We start from the raw sequence: 17,097 nt of genomic DNA on the forward strand, positions 1-17,097 counted from the left end.
CATGGATGCTCGTCATATGAGCGACGCTCGCAGAGATCTTTTGTCGGCGACGCTGAATCGGTTTTTCTCCGTATATATGTCGAATCGTTCTTGTCATGCTTCCTGGTCAAGCGAACTACCGAACTGGCACGATCCAGGCTTCCGTTTCTTTGGACGAGGTCCCGGTGTGCGAGATTTCACGGACCGGCCCACGGCTCATTGCTAGGATTGGTCGCATGCGTTTGCCTGAAGCCGCATTCGATCTCTCCAACTCGGCGCCCCGCACGGCGGAGATCATTAAGGACGCTCTAACCGTTCTCGCCGACCTGCAGGGGTGGGAGCTCCCCCTCGAACGCTGGGAGCGGATCGAGGCTGTCACGATCCGCATGCAGGAGGCGTGCGCCGCCGGTGATGAGGAGGCGTTCTGGGGTGCGTCCGCCGACCTGGAGTCGATGGCGCCCAACCGCATCACGCGAATCGGGGACACCCCGGTGGTCCCGCCTCCCCCGCCGATCAGGGAACGCGCGAACCAGCTGATCCATTCGCTCGGAGGGAAGACGGCTCGGACTTCGGACATCTTTGGCGCGGAACGGGCGGGCGAGGATGACGCTGGAGACACCGATGACCGCGTCGCGGATCGCTGAACAGGAGTTCGTCGTCCACCTCTTCGTACCGCTGGAGGGGCCGCACGCCGTCGAGTGTGAAAAATGGATTCGCACGCTATGGCGCGGTCTGCAGCGCAGGCTGGGGCCCGCGGAGCCGATTCCGGGAACGCACCTGCCGACCGACCTGCCCGCTGCGTTCGACGGGACGGGCCATGCCGTCGCCGCCTTCGAGGGGCCCGGGGAGAGGGTTCAGGCGATCGTCCGGCGGGAGCATGACGTGCTGAATCTCTCCTGCGCGTTCGCCTCGACGGAGAGGGCACAGAACGTCCGCGGCGCGGAGGGAGAAGAGCTTCCTTTTCCGCGTGGGTGGGCGGAATACGATCAATGGTGGGACGAACTCGCCGGTGATGTCCCTGATTCCTTGGTGGGCGTCGCACGCCTGTATCTCGCCAAAGTACTCAGCCGCGATGCCGGTGAACCAAGTCCTCCAGCCGAACTCGCCAGGGTCATCCGTCCACTGCTTCCGTTCGCTACCGGCGACAGTGACTGGTGGCTCGATGCCCACCGCCGGTGCGACCGGCTGACCCTCTGGGAACCGTCCTCTCAGGACGACGAACGGATCGAACGCCGCATCGTCGTCGTGGCCCCCGATCATAAAGATCCACAACTGAGTGCCTGGGCGTGGTCGCGAGGCGACACGCGAACACCGCCCTTGGCGCGCTATCTCCTTCATGCCGCGAAGGCCCGCTACCTGCTCCGGGTGTACGACGCCGGCCGGCGGGTCCGCGAGCTTCACGAGCGCGCGGACAGGTCCACGCGCGACTCGGCGACGCCGGCGGAGCGGTTGCCCCGGCTGCGCGCGGATGAGGCCGAGCTGCTCGACGTGATCAGGAGGCTGGAGATCATGCGGCGGGGCGTCGGCATCGCCGCGGCCAACATGACCGAGGTTCTCGGCGTAGACGGGGCCGGCCGCCTCTTCTCTGATGACCAGGCCCTGGCGACCTGGTTGGGAGAGCAGCTCAAGGACGACCTGGAGATCCTGGAGGCCGCGCGAAGCCACACGCGGCGGCTCTGTGAAGTCTTGAGCGCCGAGCCGCGGCCCCTGCCGCAGCCGGACGACCGCTCTCGGCAAGCCTCGCCCGGGGGCGGACGGGCGCAAGCCTCACCTGAAGGTGGGGCGGTCGTCGTGCGGTCCGAGCACGAGGAGCCCGATGTGGACGTCCGACGCAAAGTGTTCGTCGTGCACGGCCGCGACGAGACGGTGCGGGAGCGCATGTTCGACTTCCTGCGCGCCCTCAACCTCTGGCCTCTGGACTGGGAACGGCTGGTGGCGGCCACCGGAAGCACGGCGCCGTACCTCGGGGACGTCGTGCGGCGCGCTCCCGTCGACGCGCAGGCGGCCGTGGTGCTGATGACCCCGGACGACATCGTCCGGCTTCACCCCGACCTGCACGGTGAGCGGGAGCCCGGCCATGAGACCGAGCCGTCCGGGCAGGCGCGCCCCAATGTCCTGATCGAACTCGGCATGGTGCTCATGGCCTATCCGGAACGGACGATCATCATTCATCTCGGCGACCTGCGTCCCATCGCCGATCTGGCCGGGCGCAACTACATCCGCCTCGACGGATCGCCCGCCGCCGCCGGCAAGCTCGTGGAACGGCTCAAAGTGGCCGGTTGCGCCGTCCTCGACGAGGGAGGCGACTGGCGGAACCCCGCGCGCTTCGCCGATCTGGACGTCTACGGTCGCTCACCGGGTCCGGCGATCCGATCTAGACGGCCTTGAGAAAGGCGGCCACCTCCAGCAGGTCGATCTCGGCCAGATCATCCGGGTGGATCACGATGAGCAGGTCGCCGCAGATGAGCGCCTGGCGGGAGCGGGCGACGAACGAGAGCAGGATCATCCGCAGCAGGCTCTCCCGGCTGAGCACGTCTATGCGCGCCAGCCCGGAACCGACGATGGGCATCGCCAACCGGCGGCGCTGTCCCGCCTCGTAGACCGCGTCCCAAAGTCGGTCCAGGCTCGACCACAGATCCTGGACCGAGGAGCGGGCGACGTTGCCCGGGGCCATCTGGCTGTAGGCCACGGCGAAGACGCGCTGGCGGCCCCGGCTGATCAGCGCCACCGTTCCGAGCGGGAAACGCAGAAGCTTGCCGTACGGCTTGCTCTGGCGGGTCTCCCGCCTTGCGGGGACGGCGCGCGACAAGGCGCTGTCGAGATCCAAGTCCAGCAGCCGGGAGTCGCCGCCGTAGCGTCGCAGCACCAGCTGGCCCTGCACGCTGGAGGCGCTGATCACCCGATCGTCGGCGACCGATGTGTCGAAGGTGTCGGCGAACCCCACCACGATGTCCGCGTCCTGCTCGAACAGATCGCCCACGGCCACCGAAACCCTTGTCCGGAGCGCGGGGAACTCGTGAACCAGTCGCTGCCGCGGCGCGGCACGGGCCACCCCCCACCCCAGGCACGCGAGGAGGACGGCCGAGACCGTTATCTCTGTATCGGGCAGCAGCGCGGGCATCAACTGGCCGAAGAACTCGATGAACGTCGAGACCAGGCCGAAGGCAGCCAGCGTGTTGGCACCGAGCAAACGGCGTCCGCGTGCGCTACCACCCAGAGCTCGCAGTGTGTAGCGAAGGCTCAGCATGTCGCGATCACCAGAGTGCGCACCTTCCAGACTCCGCGCCGCTTCCGGGGTCAGTATGTGCCGGTTGGCTGCACTGAGTCTGGTCTGGTGACGCAAACCTGTCGTCCATCCAGATTTTGACCTGTGATCAGGTTCTAGGACGCGCGGCTCGATACGCCATCAGCCAGGCGAGTGATCGAGCCCGAAGGGGAGAGGGAAGGCGAATCCCCATACTGTTTCATCCAGTGTCAACCTCTACAGGTTCTTCTGCCCCACTACCGACAGGATGCTTGAGCGAAGGGTTTCCATGAAGCCTGTGGCGAACACCTAGGATCCTTTTTTCACAGGTGCGTTCGCCGACCGATCGAGCCTCATCAATATCCGTCTGCCAGTTATAGCAGGCACCAGATCAGGCTTTTCGGTGTGACTAGATTTGCTGATACAGGACGCCCGAATCGCATCTAGATCCACTATTCGCTGTGTGCAAAATACCGGAAGAGGGCCGCCGACTCCGAGTCAGGTTGATACTCTTCAATCGAGGGGCAGATGCCAAGGCCGATTTCTGGCTGCTGGCCATGGGGGAACGGGGGTTTTCGCGGTGGGAGCACGGGAGGATCTCCTGGGTAGACTCGAATCCCGACTTCAGCGCGTCAGACGCTACGAAGATCTCTCCGAGCTATTCAACGAAGCTGCGGTGTTGGAGATCTCGTTGTTACGTAAGATCGCCGTTCTCGGCCGGCAGGGCGAGCGGGTCCGGGTCGATGATCATGCTGCTCATGTCGCGATGTGGATTCATTACTACCGAGCCCAAGCCTTGAGCGTGCTTGAAACCGAGCCCGGATCGGCGGCGTCCGAGGAACTCGCCATTGCCCTCGGTATGGCCGTCCATGTCCAGTGGCAGGTGTGGGAGGCGCTACCGTCTCTTCTGAGAAAGCTGCTTGAGGTCGCCCATCTTCCCGAGCCGGACCTCGACGCTCTAGAACTTCGCGACCAACTGATCGTGGTACTGCACGGGCAATGGCAGCAGTCTGGGGCTCTGGATGCACTCGTCGGCGCGGTGGAACTGTGGCGAGGCGTTCTCACGGGGTTCGGCCACGGTGATCACACGGGCCATCGGACGTGGTTCGGATCTGCGCTGGCGGACCTGGGCGAGGCCGTCGGCGATCTCGAATTGCTCGACGAAGCGATCGAGGTTCTGCGGGATGTGGCGGAGGAGGCTGAGGACGCCAACGGGGCGATAGCACTCAACAACCTGGGGCTGGCCTATCTCCGACGTGACGGCGACGGAGATCTCGATCGGGCGATCGAGGCGTTCGGGCGCGCGGCCGCGGTTGCGCCTCCCGGCAGCGATGACCGCTCACTGCGCCTGTCGAACCTTGGAGGTGCGCTGCTGGAGCGGGCGGAACGAGGCGGGCGGAAGGCCGACTACCACGCCGCGATCGCGGCTCGCCGGGCCGCCGCGGCGGCACCGGGTCAGATGAGTTGGTCGATCGGGCTCGCCGAGGCACTGCGAAAGCTCGGCGAGACGGGGGATGTTTCGGCGACGCGTGAGGCGATCGAGATTCATGCCCGCCTTGCCATGAACGAACCTGATTCCGCCATGCAACTCGCCGGGCTCGCATTCGAGGCGACCGGGTTGGCCCAGCAGACCAGGGACGACACCGATGTTGAGCGTGCGATCGCGCTGCTCCGCACGGCCATGGCGCGGCTGGGCGTCGCGGACCGTGTGCGGCGTGATGTGCTCGTGAAGTTGGCCGAGATGCTCGGCCACATCTATGTCGCCCATCAGGACGCGGACGTGCTCGACGAGGCGATCGGACTGCTGCGGGAGATCCGGTCGGAAGAACCCGGTGAGTGGGCGCCGCACCGTACGGTCCTGCTCGGCCAGTATCTGTGCTGGCGGTTCGTTGTGGAAAACAACGAAGGGGACCTAGATGAAGCCATCTCCTTGCTCCGTGACTCAGGGGCTACCGATCCGTCGCGTACTGGTGAGTCGCCGGCACCGCGTGCCGCGCTCGCCGCCGCTCTGGCGGCCAAGGCCGAGCGAACGGGCGACATCGGCCTGCTCGACCAGGCCATCGACGTCTTGGGGGACGCGATCAGCGCGGCCCTGCACTCCGGGATCGAGCTCAAGGCAGAAGGCCAGGGCTTCAAGGACACGGCGAGAATGTCGCAGGCACGTTGGCTGCGTCGGCGATACGAGCTTAGACCGGAGCTCCGTTCACTGGAACAGGCCATCACAGTATGGCAGGAGGTGGTCCGGGAGCGTGAGGACGACCCTGTCGCCCTTGCGGCGCTCGCCGACGATCTCTGCCGGTTTCACGACCACACCGGGCGGCCCGAAGCCCTCACCGAAGCCATCCGCCTCCTGAACCGCGCCCGTGCAGTCGAGACCGACAATGAGCGACGCGATAGCTTGCGTCGGTTCTTCGTGGCGGCGCTGATCCGCCGCTACGCCGCCGAAGGGCGCTCGGCCGATTTCGAGAACGCGACGGAAATACTCGATGGGCATCGTGATCCCGCAAGCCGTGTCCAGCTGGGCAGCCTTTGGGGGCACCGAGGCACACGAAGCGGCGACCTCACCCATATCAACACCGCGGTTGAGCTCCTGCGTGCGGCACTGAATGAGCTGACCGAACCCGTGATGATCTCCTGGTGCGCCGACAACCTTGGAAGCGCGCTTCTGGAAAGGTTCGAGCAGACCGGGGAGACGAGCGCGTTGGACGAGGCCGTTCGGGCATTCCGACAGGCGCACAAGGGTGCTCCCAGTGCCCCAGAAGTGATCTCCAACCTAGGCAACGCATTGTGTCGGCGGTACGAGAGGACCGGCGATGACGAGTCCTTGCGGGAGGCTTTGAAACAACTTCGGGAAGGAGCGCGTCTGCTCCCGGATGGGCACAAGGACATGGTCGGCCTCCTGCACAACCTCGGCGGTGTCGCCGAGCGGGCAGCCGTGCTCGACGGTGATGCGGAGCTTGCGGAGGAGGCCGTCCGGATTCTGGAGCATGCCGTCGCGCTGAGCGACCCAGCGCCCGCGACGGTCCTCTCGACGCTCGGTAGCGCTTTGTGCAGCTGGTCGGAGTCGGGCGGCGGGATGCCCGCGTTGACCGAGGCACTCGGTGTGCATCGCCGAGCATGTGAGGCGGCGGAGACCGACAGGGTGACCTGGCGTGGGCTCGCGTTGAACAGGGCCGCCGCACTCATCGACTACGCGACCCGGGGCTCCGCTCCGGACGCGTTGGACGAGGCTATCGACCTGCTGCGCCAGGTCGTCATGGAAGGGGGCGAAGGGGCGCCACGGTCGATGGCGATGAACGCGCTGGCGGAGGCGCTACGAGCACGGCGACGACCAGGTGACCTCGTTGAGGCGATCGACCACTACCGTACGGTGTGCCTCTCCTCCGCGCCCTCCACCGTCGTACGCCTCCACGCCGGGCGACAAGCAGGAGCGCTCGCCACCGGTACCGGCACCTTCGATACCGCCTCGGACTCTTTCCGCCACGCGATCGCGCTGCTTGACGAGGTGGCCTGGCGTGGCCTCGAACCCCCGGACCGCGAGCGGCTGCTGTCCCAGTTCAGTGGTCTGGCGAGCGACGCCGCGGCCTGCGAACTGGAGCGCGGGGATCCGTATCGCGCCGTCGAACTCCTCGAACAGGGACGCGGCGTTCTGCTGACGCAGCTCCTGGACCTCTGGTCGCCGCTCCGCTCCGTCCGGGAACTCGATCCGGAACTCGCCGCCGCCTACGCTGACGTCCTCTCCGATCTGGAGCGGCCGGAACACCGCCACGACGCGGACGCCCGCACCGTACTGGCGAACCGGCACACCGAGTTGCTGCGAGCGATCCGCGGATTGGGATTGCCGGACCCGGAGCCGTTCGGGCGCCCCTCCACCTTCGCGGAACTCGTCCCCGCGGCGGCCGAGGGCCCAGTGGTCATAGTCAACGTCAGTGATCTCCGCTGTGATGCCCTCATCATCGCGGGCTCCCTCGTACACCCGGTTCCTCTTCCCGCGCTGAGCAAGGACGCCGTGGGCCACCGCACCAGCCGCTTCCTGGAAGCGATCAGCATCGATCGGAGTGAGGTCGGCCATCGCCTGCGGAACAGCACCGAACGTGTGATCATCGGCACTCTGCGCTGGCTCTGGAAGGCGATCGCGGAACCGGTCCTCGCCGAGCTCGATGCGGACGTCACCGCTCCGGCCCGGATGTGGTGGTGCCCCACCGGTCTGCTCACCATGCTCCCCCTGCACGCGGCCGGGCCGTACGCGGAGGACGGCTCAGGGGTCGGTGCGCTCGACCTGACCGTCCCCTCGTACACCCCGACGCTGCGTTCGCTCATCCACTGCCGCCGCCCGCGTCCCCCTTCGGGGCCGCGCCGTCCACCGCTCATCGTCTCCCTTCCCGACACCCCGGGCGCCGATGCTCTCGTCGCGGCCCGCCGCGAAAGCGAGATCCTGCGACGGTGGCGACCGGACAGCCGTGTCCTGGCGGCCGAGGACGCCACCGTCACGGCCGTCCGGGAATCCTTGCCCGACCATGCCTGGGTCCATTTCGCCTGCCACGGGATCCAGACCCTCGCACGCCCCGGCGAAGGGCGGCTGATCCTCCATGACGGCGGCTTGACCGTTCGGGAGATCTCCAGGCTCCGGCTTGAGGACGCGGAGTTCGCCTACCTGTCCGCCTGCCACACCGCGCGCGGCGGTACCGATCTCGCGGACGAGGCGCTCACCATGGTCGCCGCCCTGCTCATGGCCGGATACCGTCAATCGATCGGCGCGCTGTGGCAGGTCAACGACTTCGCCGCCGCCAAGGTCGCCGAGGCGGTCTATGGCGAGATCTCACGCGGTGGCAGCGGCGCCGACGCACTCCGGAAGGCGGTGCTGCTGCGCCGGACCATGCGTCCGTCCCACCCGGAGGTCTGGGCCGGCTTCGTTCATGTGGGCTGCTGAACGTGGACCTTTCTGGGATTCGGCACCGGCTCGATCGATTCCGGGACGAAGACGACGGGGCATTGCTCGGCCCAGCGGCGGATGCGGACCTGGTCGCGCTCCTCACCGAGGTGGCCTCGGAATTTCCCGCTGGAATGACGGCGACGGAACGCCTTCAGCCTACTGGCGAGCTGCTGGACGCGGTCTATCTGCTCGCCGAGTTTTACGAATGCCGCGCCGACGTCCATTCCCAGAGAAATTCCCGTAAAGCCCTCGCCCTACAAGAAATGCTCGACTCTACCACGCTCTACGCGATCGTTCAGGGGCGGTCACCCGGAGACGTACCGCCTCGTATGAGGAAAGCCATCGACGACCTAGCAGACGAAGGTCTCGAAACGGCCGAACGGCTCGCCGTGCTTTGGTGCGGCCAGGGCCGCCTTTATCGCCGGCCGGTACTGGTAAACATCGGCATCTCTTGGCTACGCGAGATAGCCCGGACTGTCGAGTCACGCGGTTCGCGCTGGCCGCGCGTGATGCAGTTGCTCGGTGGTGCGGTTTATGGCCGCTTTCTCCAGCAGGGCGATCTCCGCGACCTCGATGAGTCGATCGAGTGCAGCCTGCTCGCCGCGGCGCGATTGCCGAAAAACAGCGAAGAAACGGCGATTGCGCTGGGGAACGCCGCCCTTGCATCGCGGACCCGTTACGAGCGGTGCCGCGGGCATCCCGACATTCACCGCGCCATGACCATCGGCAGGGATGCCCTGGCCGCCTGCCCCCTCGACAGCGCGCAGCGTCCGAATTTCCTCGGCCAGCTCGGCGCGACCCTGCGGCTGTGGTATGAGCACACGGGCAGGCTCAGTGATCTGGCCGAGGCCGAGAGGACGCTACGGCAGGCCGTTGCCTCGATCTCAGACGATCACCCCAACAGGGCCACCCACCTGAACAACCTTGGCCTCGTGCTGCTGACGCGGCACGAGGCCAAGTCCGAGCCCGATGTCATTGACGAGGCGATCAGGCTCTTGCGGGCCGCTGCGACAGCCCCACATCCGTTGCAGGCGAGCTATCGCTCCAACCTCGCGGTGGCCCTGCGCCAAAGGTACGCGAGTGCGGAGGCCCCTGATGAAGGGGATCTCACCGAGGCCAAAGCCGTGCTCGAAGAAGCGGCAGCCGGTTCGAACCAGAAGGATCCCGCCTGGTCGATCATTATGCGCAACCTCGCAGAGTGACCTCATTATGTCGGGACACCGACCAACATCCGGCTTCCGTTCTTCAACTGTGGAAATGGTACGAGGCCAACAGTCTGCGGCGCCGCTTGAACGATCTTCATCTCGGCGGTGGCCGGCCGCGCGGGGGCGGGCGGGCATGGCGTTGAAGATCTTGGTGAGGTCCTTGATCTCGTCGCCTGTATGGTGCGGGACCACCCCGTGAGGCAGGTCATCGGCGGACACGCAGTGCGCTGCAGCGATGACGGGAGTAGCAGATGCAGCCTCCAGCTACCACCCCGGCGAGAGCACGACGACCGCCATCAGAGCGAATGTGACGGCGAAGTGGGCAATGAGCTGCTGCAGTGCCGCCGACCGCTGCTCGGCGGCCTCCTCGTCGAGCGCCGTCCGGAAGGACGGGGACTCTCGATGCGCAGTGCGCCTTGCGGGCCCCGGTCAGTCCAGCGGACCGGATCCGACGAGGGGGCCGTGCGGCAGCACCCGGGCGACCAGCAGATGGGCGATCGCCAGCAGCGCGATGCCGGCATAGAAGTACTGGACCTGGCCGAGTGGGAAGCCCTGCCTGCCCAGCACCCGCCACTCCGCCCGCAGGAAATCGATAAGGAACGTCGTCTCCTTCGCCACCGTCCCCGGATGGGCCCCCTCGGCGACGGCCTGCTCCCACCGCTCGGCCGGGGTCTGCTTCCTCCTTCATGCTGCCGATCAGCCACCCCACGATCCCGCTGAAAAGCGACTGCCCCGGCGGCCGGTAGGACTGCCTGATCCCGTGCTCCCCGCCGCAACGCCTCACCGTCGAGTTGCTCCGCGAGAGGCACGGCCGACACATCCCACCGTTCCGCGTACGTTACGGATCTTGGTCGTCAGCTGTAGAAGTTTCTGCCGTACTCCTCGTTGCTTACGGTGAAGTCATCCGGTCGGGTCTCGCGAAGAAGCCTGTACCGGGCGGAGAAGGCATCGATCGCCTGGGGGATGCTGTACTCGAACACTTCCCGCAAGATCACCAGAGCTTGGATGATGCGATTACTCACGATGTGCTCGTCGATCTCGGGCCACCGGTCGGTCATGCGGCGAGTCTGGCACCGGGCACCGGTCGGCACCGGTTCCGGCAATTCTGCTTCATCTCTCGCCTCGCCCGACGTGGGCCGTAACAGACGAACGAACCTGTCCGGATGGGTGCTCCCGCGCGAACGGCGCGCAACCAATGAGAGACCGATTCTCGCGGGAGTGCCCTCCGGCTCCAGGAGGGGTCTGGGGGAACCACGGGGTTCCTCAGCCGCGCACGCTCAATGTGGAGACAGCACCCGTCGCCTACGTGAGCGGGCTGTCGTCCGATGCCGAAGGCACCCGAAGGGCGAGCGAAGCGAGTAGCCGATGATCCGCGCCCCATGCCTATCAACGCCGGAGTTTTGACTGTTCCGAAATTGTGCCCCCTGCAGGATTCGAACCTGCGCACACGGCTCCGGAGGCCGTTGCTCTATCCCCTGAGCTAAGGGGGCTTGCGCTGCCTTGGGCTGCGCGTGAAGAAGGTTACCAGGGTTGGCCGGGTGACGCGCACGTGGGCGTTCGCCGTGCGTTCGGGAGGTTGGTCGGCTAGCTTCTAGGCCGTGACCGAGCCACTGGGACGCGTGCTGGTCGTCGATGATGACGAGGTGATCCGCCAGCTCATCGCCGTGAACCTGCAGTTGGAGGGGTTCGAGGTGGCGACCGCGGTGGACGGGCAGGACTGCCTGGACAAGGTGGCGGGGGTCGCGCCCGATGTGATCACGCTGGACGTGATGATGCCGCGGCTGGACGGGTGGGTGACCGCGACGCGGCTGCGGGAGGGGCCGGAGACGGCGCACATCAGGGTGGTGATGATCACGGCGCGGGCCCAGGAGCACGATGTGCGGCGGGGGCACGAGATCGGCGTGGACGCCTATGTGACCAAGCCTTTCGATCCGAACCAGCTGATCCAGACGGTGCGCAAGCTGGCGGCAGTGTCCAGATAGTGGTCGGATAGTCTCGCGAGAGTGACTCCAGCCGGTGTGAGCGATGCCCTTGTGGCCGCGGTTCGGGATGCCGTGGCGCAGGGGGAGCTTGATGTCGCCGTGCCTGAGGACGTCACCGTTTTCTCTGTGGGCGCCGGGGTTTTCGAGAGTCCTGTGGCCCTGCGGCTGGGTGTGGATCCCCAGGTGATCGCGCGGCGGGTCGGGGGGGCCGTCAGCGGGCGCGGGTTCGTGCGGGTCGAGGTCGCGGTCGAGGCGTTGGTGGACGGGGTTCTGCGCGAGCCGGGCTTCGGGGTCGCGCGGGTTCCGGGTGGTGGGTGGAGTGAGTGGCCCAGGACGTTCGCCAACCCTGGGTTCTCGGTGCGCTACGCGTACGCGCGGGCTTGCTGGGTGGGGCGTTGGGCGCGGGACGTTGGAGTGTCGCGGGGTGTGTTCAGGGGCGGGGCTCCTGAGGAGTTGGGGTTGGTGACGGCCCTGGGGGACGTTCCCGGGCGGGCGGCGCAGGCCGAGCGGGAACGGGACGCGGGGCCGCTGGTGTTGTGCCTGGAGAGAGTGGCCGGGGCGTACCACGATGTGCACGAGCGGTGTCCGGCTCTTCCCAGGGGCGACGAGAAACCCGGGGCGGTGCATGCGGGACGCGTCAGTTTGGCAGAGGCCGCGCGCATCGCCCTCGGCAACGGCCTGAACATGATCGGTGAGACCCCAAGAGAGCGGATATGAGTCGAGTTCACCCTGCCGGGCCCCGGCATGCCGACGTCCTGCCCGAGGACCACCCCGCTGGTCCCGCGGACGACCTGAACGCCCTGGACCCGCACATCTGGCCGCGCAACGCCGGACGGGACGGCGCCGTCACCCTGGGCGGCATCGACGTGAGGGACCTGGCCCGGGAGTACGGGACGCCCCTGTTCGTCTATGACGAGGACGACGTGCGGAGCCGGGCGCGGGACTACGCGACCGCGTTCCATGACGGCGACGTCCACTACGCGGGCAAGGCGTTCCTCTGCACGGCCGTGGCCAGGTGGCTGGACGCGGAAGGGCTGGGGCTGGACGTGTGCAGCGGCGGTGAGCTCGCGGTCGCGTTGGCGGCGGGCTTCCCCACGGAGCGCATCACGTTGCACGGCAGCAACAAGGCGTCCTGGGAGCTGGAGCGGGCGCTGGAGGTCGGCGTCGGACGGATCGTCCTGGATTCGTTCGAGGAGATAGCGCGACTGGGATATCTGGCCCAGCAGCATGGGGCGCGGCCCAAGGTGATGGTGCGCGTCACCACCGGTGTGGAGGCGCACACCCATGAGTTCATCGCGACCGCTCACGACGACCAGAAGTTCGGGTTCTCCAGGAGTTCCGGGGCGGCGCTGGAGGCCGTGCGGAGGGTTCTGCGCCTTCCGCAGTTGGAACTGGTGGGGCTGCACAGCCACATCGGGTCGCAGATCTTCGACGTGGACGGTTTCGAGGTCGCGGCGCACCGGCTCGCGGAGCTGCTCGTCGCGATCAGGGACGAGCACGGCGTCGAGCTGCCGGAGCTGGACCTCGGGGGCGGGTACGGGATCGCCTATGTCCCGGGCGAGGAGCCGCACGACCCCAAGGCCATCGCGGACGGCCTGAGAGGCATCGTGGCGCGCGAGTGCCGGGCGTACGGGCTCGCGATGCCCCGGCTGACCGTCGAGCCGGGACGGGCGATCGTGGGGCCGGGGGGAGTGACGCTGTACGAGGTCGGGACGGTCAAGGACGTCGAGGGCCTGCGGACGTACGTGTCCGTGGACGGCGGGATGAGCGACAACCTCCGCACCGCGCTGTACGGCGCCGAGTACACCGCCGTCCTGGCGAGCCGGACCTCGGACGCGCCGCCGATGCTCAGCAGGCTTGTCGGCAAGCACTGCGAAAGCGGGGACATTGTGGTGCGCGACCTGTGGCTGCCCGCAGATCTTGCGGCGGGCGACCTGGTGGCGGTGGCGGCGACCGGTGCGTACTGTCGATCGATGGCCAGTAACTACAACCACGTCCCGAAGCCCGCCGTCGTGGCGGTCCGGGACGGCAGGTCGCGCGTGATCGTCCGCCGGGAGGGCGTGGAGGACCTGCTGCGGCTCGATGCGGAGGTCGAAGCGTGAAACCCGAACGTGGCCCGCTGCGGGTGGCGCTGCTCGGATGTGGCGTCGTCGGCACGGAGGTCGTCCGGCTGCTGCGCGAGCAGGCCGTCGATCTGGCCGCGCGCGTCGGGGCTCCGCTGGAGCTGGCGGGGATCGCGGTGCGCCGTCCCGACAAGGTCCGCGCCGGCGTCCCGGAGGAGCTGCTGACGACCGACGCCCAGGGGCTGGTGACCAGGGACGACGTCGACATCGTGATCGAGGTCATCGGCGGGATCGAGCCGGCCAGGACGCTGATGCTGGAGGCGATGAAGACCGGCAAGTCGGTCATCACCGCCAACAAGGCGCTGCTCGCCGAGGACGGCGCCACGCTGTTCGCGGCGGCCCGGGAGTACGGGGCCGACCTCTACTACGAGGCGTCCGTGGCGGGGGCCATCCCTCTGCTGCGTCCGCTGAGGGAGTCGTTGGTCGGGGACCACGTCCACCGGGTGCTGGGCATCGTGAACGGCACGACCAACTACATCCTCGACCAGATGGACACCCACGGCGCCGGGTTCAACGACGCCCTGGAGGAGGCCCAGGCGCTCGGGTACGCGGAAGCGGACCCGACGGCCGACGTGGAGGGTTTCGACGCGGCGGCCAAGGCGGCGATCCTCGCGCAGCTCGCCTTCCACACCCCGGTGGGCGCCGCGGACGTCCACCGCGAGGGCATCACCGAGGTGAGCGCCGCCGACGTGGCCGGCGCCAAGGGCATGGACTGCGTCGTCAAGCTCCTGGCCATCTGCGAGCGCGTCCCCTCCGAGGGCGGACGGAACGGACGCGGCGTATCCGTGCGCGTCTACCCGGCGATGATCCCCCGGTCGCATCCCCTGGCGAGTGTCCGCGAGGCGTACAACGCGGTGTTCGTAGAGGCGGAATCGGCCGGATCGCTCATGTTCTATGGGGCGGGCGCCGGGGGAGCGCCCACGGCGTCCGCGATCCTGGGCGACCTGGTCGCGGTCGCGCGCAACGTCGTCGGCGGCACGCCCGGACCGGTCGAGGTCACCTACGCGAAGCTCCCCGTCCTGCCCATGGGGGAGACGGTCACCCGCTACTACATCCAGCTGGACGTCGCGGACGAGGCCGGCGTCCTCGCGACGGTCGCGGAGGAGTTCGCCCGGCACGGCGTGTCGATCCAGGCCGTCCGCCAGGTGGGGCTGGGCGAGGAGGCGCAGCTGGTCGTGGTGACCCACCGCGCGCCGGACGCGGCGCTGTCGGCGACGGTGGAGGTGCTGCGCGGGCTGGAGATGGTCCGCGAGGTCGCGAGCGTCATGCGGGTCGAGGGCGAGGAGTGACTGCGAGGTCACCCCGGTAGAATTCCGCACGACATCGCAGGTCATCAAGGAGAACGACGTGAACGCGAACGCTCGGGTGTGGCGTGGCCTGATCCAGGAGTACCGCGACCGCCTGCCGGTGACGGAGGCGACACCCGTCGTCACCCTGCTGGAGGGTGGCACGCCGCTTCTCCAGGCGAACCGGATCTCGCAGCTGACCGGCTGCGAGGTGTACCTCAAGGTGGAGGGCGCCAATCCCACCGGTTCCTTCAAGGACCGCGGGATGACGGTGGCGATCAGCAAGGCCGCCGAGGACGGCGCCAAGGCGGTCATCTGCGCGTCCACGGGGAACACCTCGGCCTCGGCCGCCGCGTACGCGGTGCGGGCCGGGATGACCTGTGCGGTCCTCGTCCCGAACGGCAAGATCGCCATGGGCAAGCTCGCGCAGGCCCTGGTGCACGGCGCCCGGCTCCTCCAGGTGGACGGCAACTTCGACGACTGCCTGGAACTCGCCCAGAAACTGGCGATCGACTACCCGGTGGCGCTGGTCAACTCCGTCAACAAGTACCGCCTCCAGGGGCAGAAGACCGCCGCGTTCGAAATCGTGGACGCGCTGGGCGACGCGCCGGACGTGCACTGCCTCCCCGTGGGGAACGCGGGCAACATCTCCGCCTACTGGATGGGCTACAAGGAGTACGCGGCCGACAGCGCCTCCACCCGGACGCCCCGGATGCTCGGCTTCCAGGCGAGCGGCGCGGCCCCCTTCGTGAAGGGCGAACCCGTCCTGAAGCCGCAGACCATCGCGACCGCCATCCGGATCGGCAACCCCGCGTCCTGGAACCTGGCGATCGCCGCGCGCGACGAGTCGGGCGGCGCGATCGACTCCGTCACCGACCGGCAGATCCTGGCCGCCTACCGGCTGCTGGCCAGGGAGGAGGGCGTGTTCGTGGAGCCCGCGTCCGCCGCGAGCGTGGCGGGGCTGCTCCAGGCGAGCGAGCGCGGCGTGGTCGAGCCCGGCGCGCGGGTCGTGTGCACGGTGACGGGCAACGGCCTCAAGGACCCCGACTGGGCCATCTCCGGCGCGCCCGCCCCGACCGTCGTCAAGGTCGACGCGCACGCCGCGGCGTCCGCCCTGGGGCTCACCTGAGGGCCCGCGCCAGGGCGGCCTGAAGGCGTGTTTCGAACGTCGTCAAGGCGGTCTCCATTTTCGGTGGCGGCGGTCGCGCCGTTCTACCGCGAGGCTTCACTGCGAAGGGGCGGCGATGAGCTGGCCGAACGATCCGGTCCTGGTGCGCACACCGGCCACCAGCGCCAACCTGGGCCCGGGTTTCGACTCGCTCGGGCTCGCGCTGTCGCTCTTCGACGACGTCGAGGTCGCGGTCACCGGCGAGGAGTTGTCCATCGAGGTGGACGGCGAGGGCGCCGAGGTCGCCGACCGGGGCGAGCGGCACCTCATCGTGAAAGTGCTGCGCCATACCTTCGACGTACTGGACGAACTCTCCGCGGCGGAAGGCGCGCCCATCATGGGGCAGCCGAAAGGCATCCGGCTGCGGTGCCGCAACCGGATCCCGCACAGCCGCGGCCTCGGATCGTCCTCGGCCGCGATAGTCGCCGGTATCGTCGCGGCGCGCGCGCTGCATCCCGGTGGGAAACTCCTCGGCGACGAGGGCGCGTTCCGTCTCGCGACGGAGCACGAGGGGCATCCCGACAATGTCGCGCCTTGCCTCGCGGGCGGTCTCACAATCGCGTGGACGGGTGCGGCGGGCCCGAGGCTCGTCCGGTTGAAGTCGCGCGTCGGACACGTCATCGCGTTCGTCCCCGAGCAGCGCCTCGCCACCGAGCGCGCGCGGGGACTGCTGCCGGAAACCGTCCCGCACGGCGACGCCGCCGCGAACGCCGGACGCGCCGCGCTGCTCATCGCCGCGCTCACCGCCGGGCTCGATCCCACGGTGCTCCTGGACGCGACCGAGGACCGCCTCCACCAGGACTACCGCGCCCCCGCCATGCCGGACTCGGCCGCACTCGTCGCGCGTCTGCGTGCGGCTGGTGTGCCGGCAGTGATTTCCGGGGCGGGGCCTACTGTCCTGGCCTTCACAACCGCATCACAAGTTGATTCGATGGGCCCGGAAGTGGGTAATGGGTGGCACGAACACCCGTTGGACGTCGCGACCCGTGGCGCCCGTGTCATGGCCGGTGAGGCACAGGTCCGGCACTGACGCCGGCTCCGGGGGCGGAGCCGCCGCGCCGCTCCGGCCGGTGTGGGATCCGGCAAGATCCAGCTAGGTAAAATGCGAAGACATCGACCTCTGGGGAATAGCAGTGTGCCCTGGTGATGTTAGGCTGAATGCCGCACCAGATGCCCC

General features: G+C 68.0%; 13 protein-coding genes and 1 tRNA gene. 10 read left to right on the forward strand and 4 right to left on the reverse strand.

Going from position 1 to position 17,097, the window contains the following annotated elements; genetic code table 11:
• Window positions 1-215: 215 nt before the first annotated feature.
• On the forward strand, window positions 216-623 hold the full coding sequence (locus GNZ18_RS09960) for a CATRA system-associated protein (protein WP_156215955.1): 408 nt from the start codon (window positions 216-218) through the stop codon (window positions 621-623).
• Window positions 601-2,367 carry a CATRA conflict system CASPASE/TPR repeat-associated protein gene (locus GNZ18_RS41140; RefSeq protein WP_216651226.1) on the forward strand — a complete coding sequence of 589 codons (1,767 nt, stop codon included), beginning with the start codon at window positions 601-603 and terminating at the stop codon, window positions 2,365-2,367. Before GNZ18_RS09960 ends, GNZ18_RS41140 begins: the two co-directional genes overlap by 23 nt.
• Here the strand turns inward: GNZ18_RS41140 and GNZ18_RS09970 are convergent.
• On the reverse strand, window positions 2,354-3,169 hold the full coding sequence (locus GNZ18_RS09970; RefSeq protein ID WP_156215956.1) for a macro domain-containing protein: 816 nt from the start codon (window positions 3,167-3,169) through the stop codon (window positions 2,354-2,356). The two genes, GNZ18_RS41140 and GNZ18_RS09970, sit on opposite strands and share 14 nt — an antisense overlap.
• A gap of 733 nt (window positions 3,170-3,902) precedes the next feature.
• Between GNZ18_RS09970 and GNZ18_RS09975 the strand changes: the two genes are divergently transcribed.
• Window positions 3,903-8,153 (forward strand): CHAT domain-containing protein, encoded by a 4,251-nt coding sequence (locus GNZ18_RS09975; RefSeq protein WP_156215957.1) that lies wholly within the window; start codon window positions 3,903-3,905, stop codon window positions 8,151-8,153.
• Window positions 8,154-8,155: 2 nt separating this feature from the next.
• On the forward strand, window positions 8,156-9,358 hold the full coding sequence (locus GNZ18_RS09980) for a tetratricopeptide repeat protein (protein WP_156215958.1): 1,203 nt from the start codon (window positions 8,156-8,158) through the stop codon (window positions 9,356-9,358).
• 432 nt (window positions 9,359-9,790) lie between these two features.
• On the opposite strand, the gene GNZ18_RS09985 is transcribed toward GNZ18_RS09980, so the two are convergent.
• The 3 genes from GNZ18_RS09985 to GNZ18_RS09995 all read right to left on the reverse strand — a co-directional run bounded on the left by GNZ18_RS09985 (window position 9,791) and on the right by GNZ18_RS09995 (window position 10,851).
• On the reverse strand, window positions 9,791-9,979 hold the full coding sequence (locus GNZ18_RS09985) for a hypothetical protein (protein ID WP_156215959.1): 189 nt from the start codon (window positions 9,977-9,979) through the stop codon (window positions 9,791-9,793).
• Between the two features lie 236 nt (window positions 9,980-10,215).
• Complete coding sequence (locus GNZ18_RS09990) at window positions 10,216-10,419, reverse strand: hypothetical protein (protein WP_156215960.1); 204 nt, start codon at window positions 10,417-10,419, stop codon at window positions 10,216-10,218.
• Between the two features lie 360 nt (window positions 10,420-10,779).
• A tRNA-Arg gene (locus GNZ18_RS09995) sits at window positions 10,780-10,851 on the reverse strand.
• Between the two features lie 129 nt (window positions 10,852-10,980).
• On the opposite strand from GNZ18_RS09995, the gene GNZ18_RS10000 reads away from it, so the two are divergent.
• The 6 genes from GNZ18_RS10000 to thrB all read left to right on the forward strand — a co-directional run bounded on the left by GNZ18_RS10000 (window position 10,981) and on the right by thrB (window position 16,950).
• Window positions 10,981-11,343 (forward strand): response regulator transcription factor, encoded by a 363-nt coding sequence (locus tag GNZ18_RS10000; RefSeq protein WP_214617489.1) that lies wholly within the window; start codon window positions 10,981-10,983, stop codon window positions 11,341-11,343.
• Between the two features lie 36 nt (window positions 11,344-11,379).
• Window positions 11,380-12,060 (forward strand): DALR anticodon-binding domain-containing protein, encoded by a 681-nt coding sequence (locus tag GNZ18_RS10005; RefSeq protein WP_216651227.1) that lies wholly within the window; start codon window positions 11,380-11,382, stop codon window positions 12,058-12,060.
• Window positions 12,057-13,445 (forward strand): diaminopimelate decarboxylase, encoded by a 1,389-nt coding sequence (gene lysA, locus GNZ18_RS10010; protein ID WP_156215961.1) that lies wholly within the window; start codon window positions 12,057-12,059, stop codon window positions 13,443-13,445. Before GNZ18_RS10005 ends, lysA begins: the two co-directional genes overlap by 4 nt.
• Before the next feature lie 23 nt (window positions 13,446-13,468).
• Window positions 13,469-14,755 (forward strand): homoserine dehydrogenase, encoded by a 1,287-nt coding sequence (locus GNZ18_RS10015; RefSeq protein ID WP_214617487.1) that lies wholly within the window; start codon window positions 13,469-13,471, stop codon window positions 14,753-14,755.
• A gap of 58 nt (window positions 14,756-14,813) precedes the next feature.
• Entirely contained in the window at window positions 14,814-15,881 is a 1,068-nt protein-coding gene (thrC, locus tag GNZ18_RS10020) for a threonine synthase (RefSeq protein ID WP_214617255.1), read from the forward strand.
• 115 nt (window positions 15,882-15,996) lie between these two features.
• Window positions 15,997-16,950 carry a homoserine kinase gene (gene thrB, locus GNZ18_RS10025; RefSeq protein ID WP_156215962.1) on the forward strand — a complete coding sequence of 318 codons (954 nt, stop codon included), beginning with the start codon at window positions 15,997-15,999 and terminating at the stop codon, window positions 16,948-16,950.
• Window positions 16,951-17,097 lie beyond the last annotated feature (147 nt).

This window comes from Actinomadura litoris (genome assembly GCF_009733595.1).
Taxonomy (GTDB): domain Bacteria; phylum Actinomycetota; class Actinomycetes; order Streptosporangiales; family Streptosporangiaceae; genus Spirillospora; species Spirillospora litoris.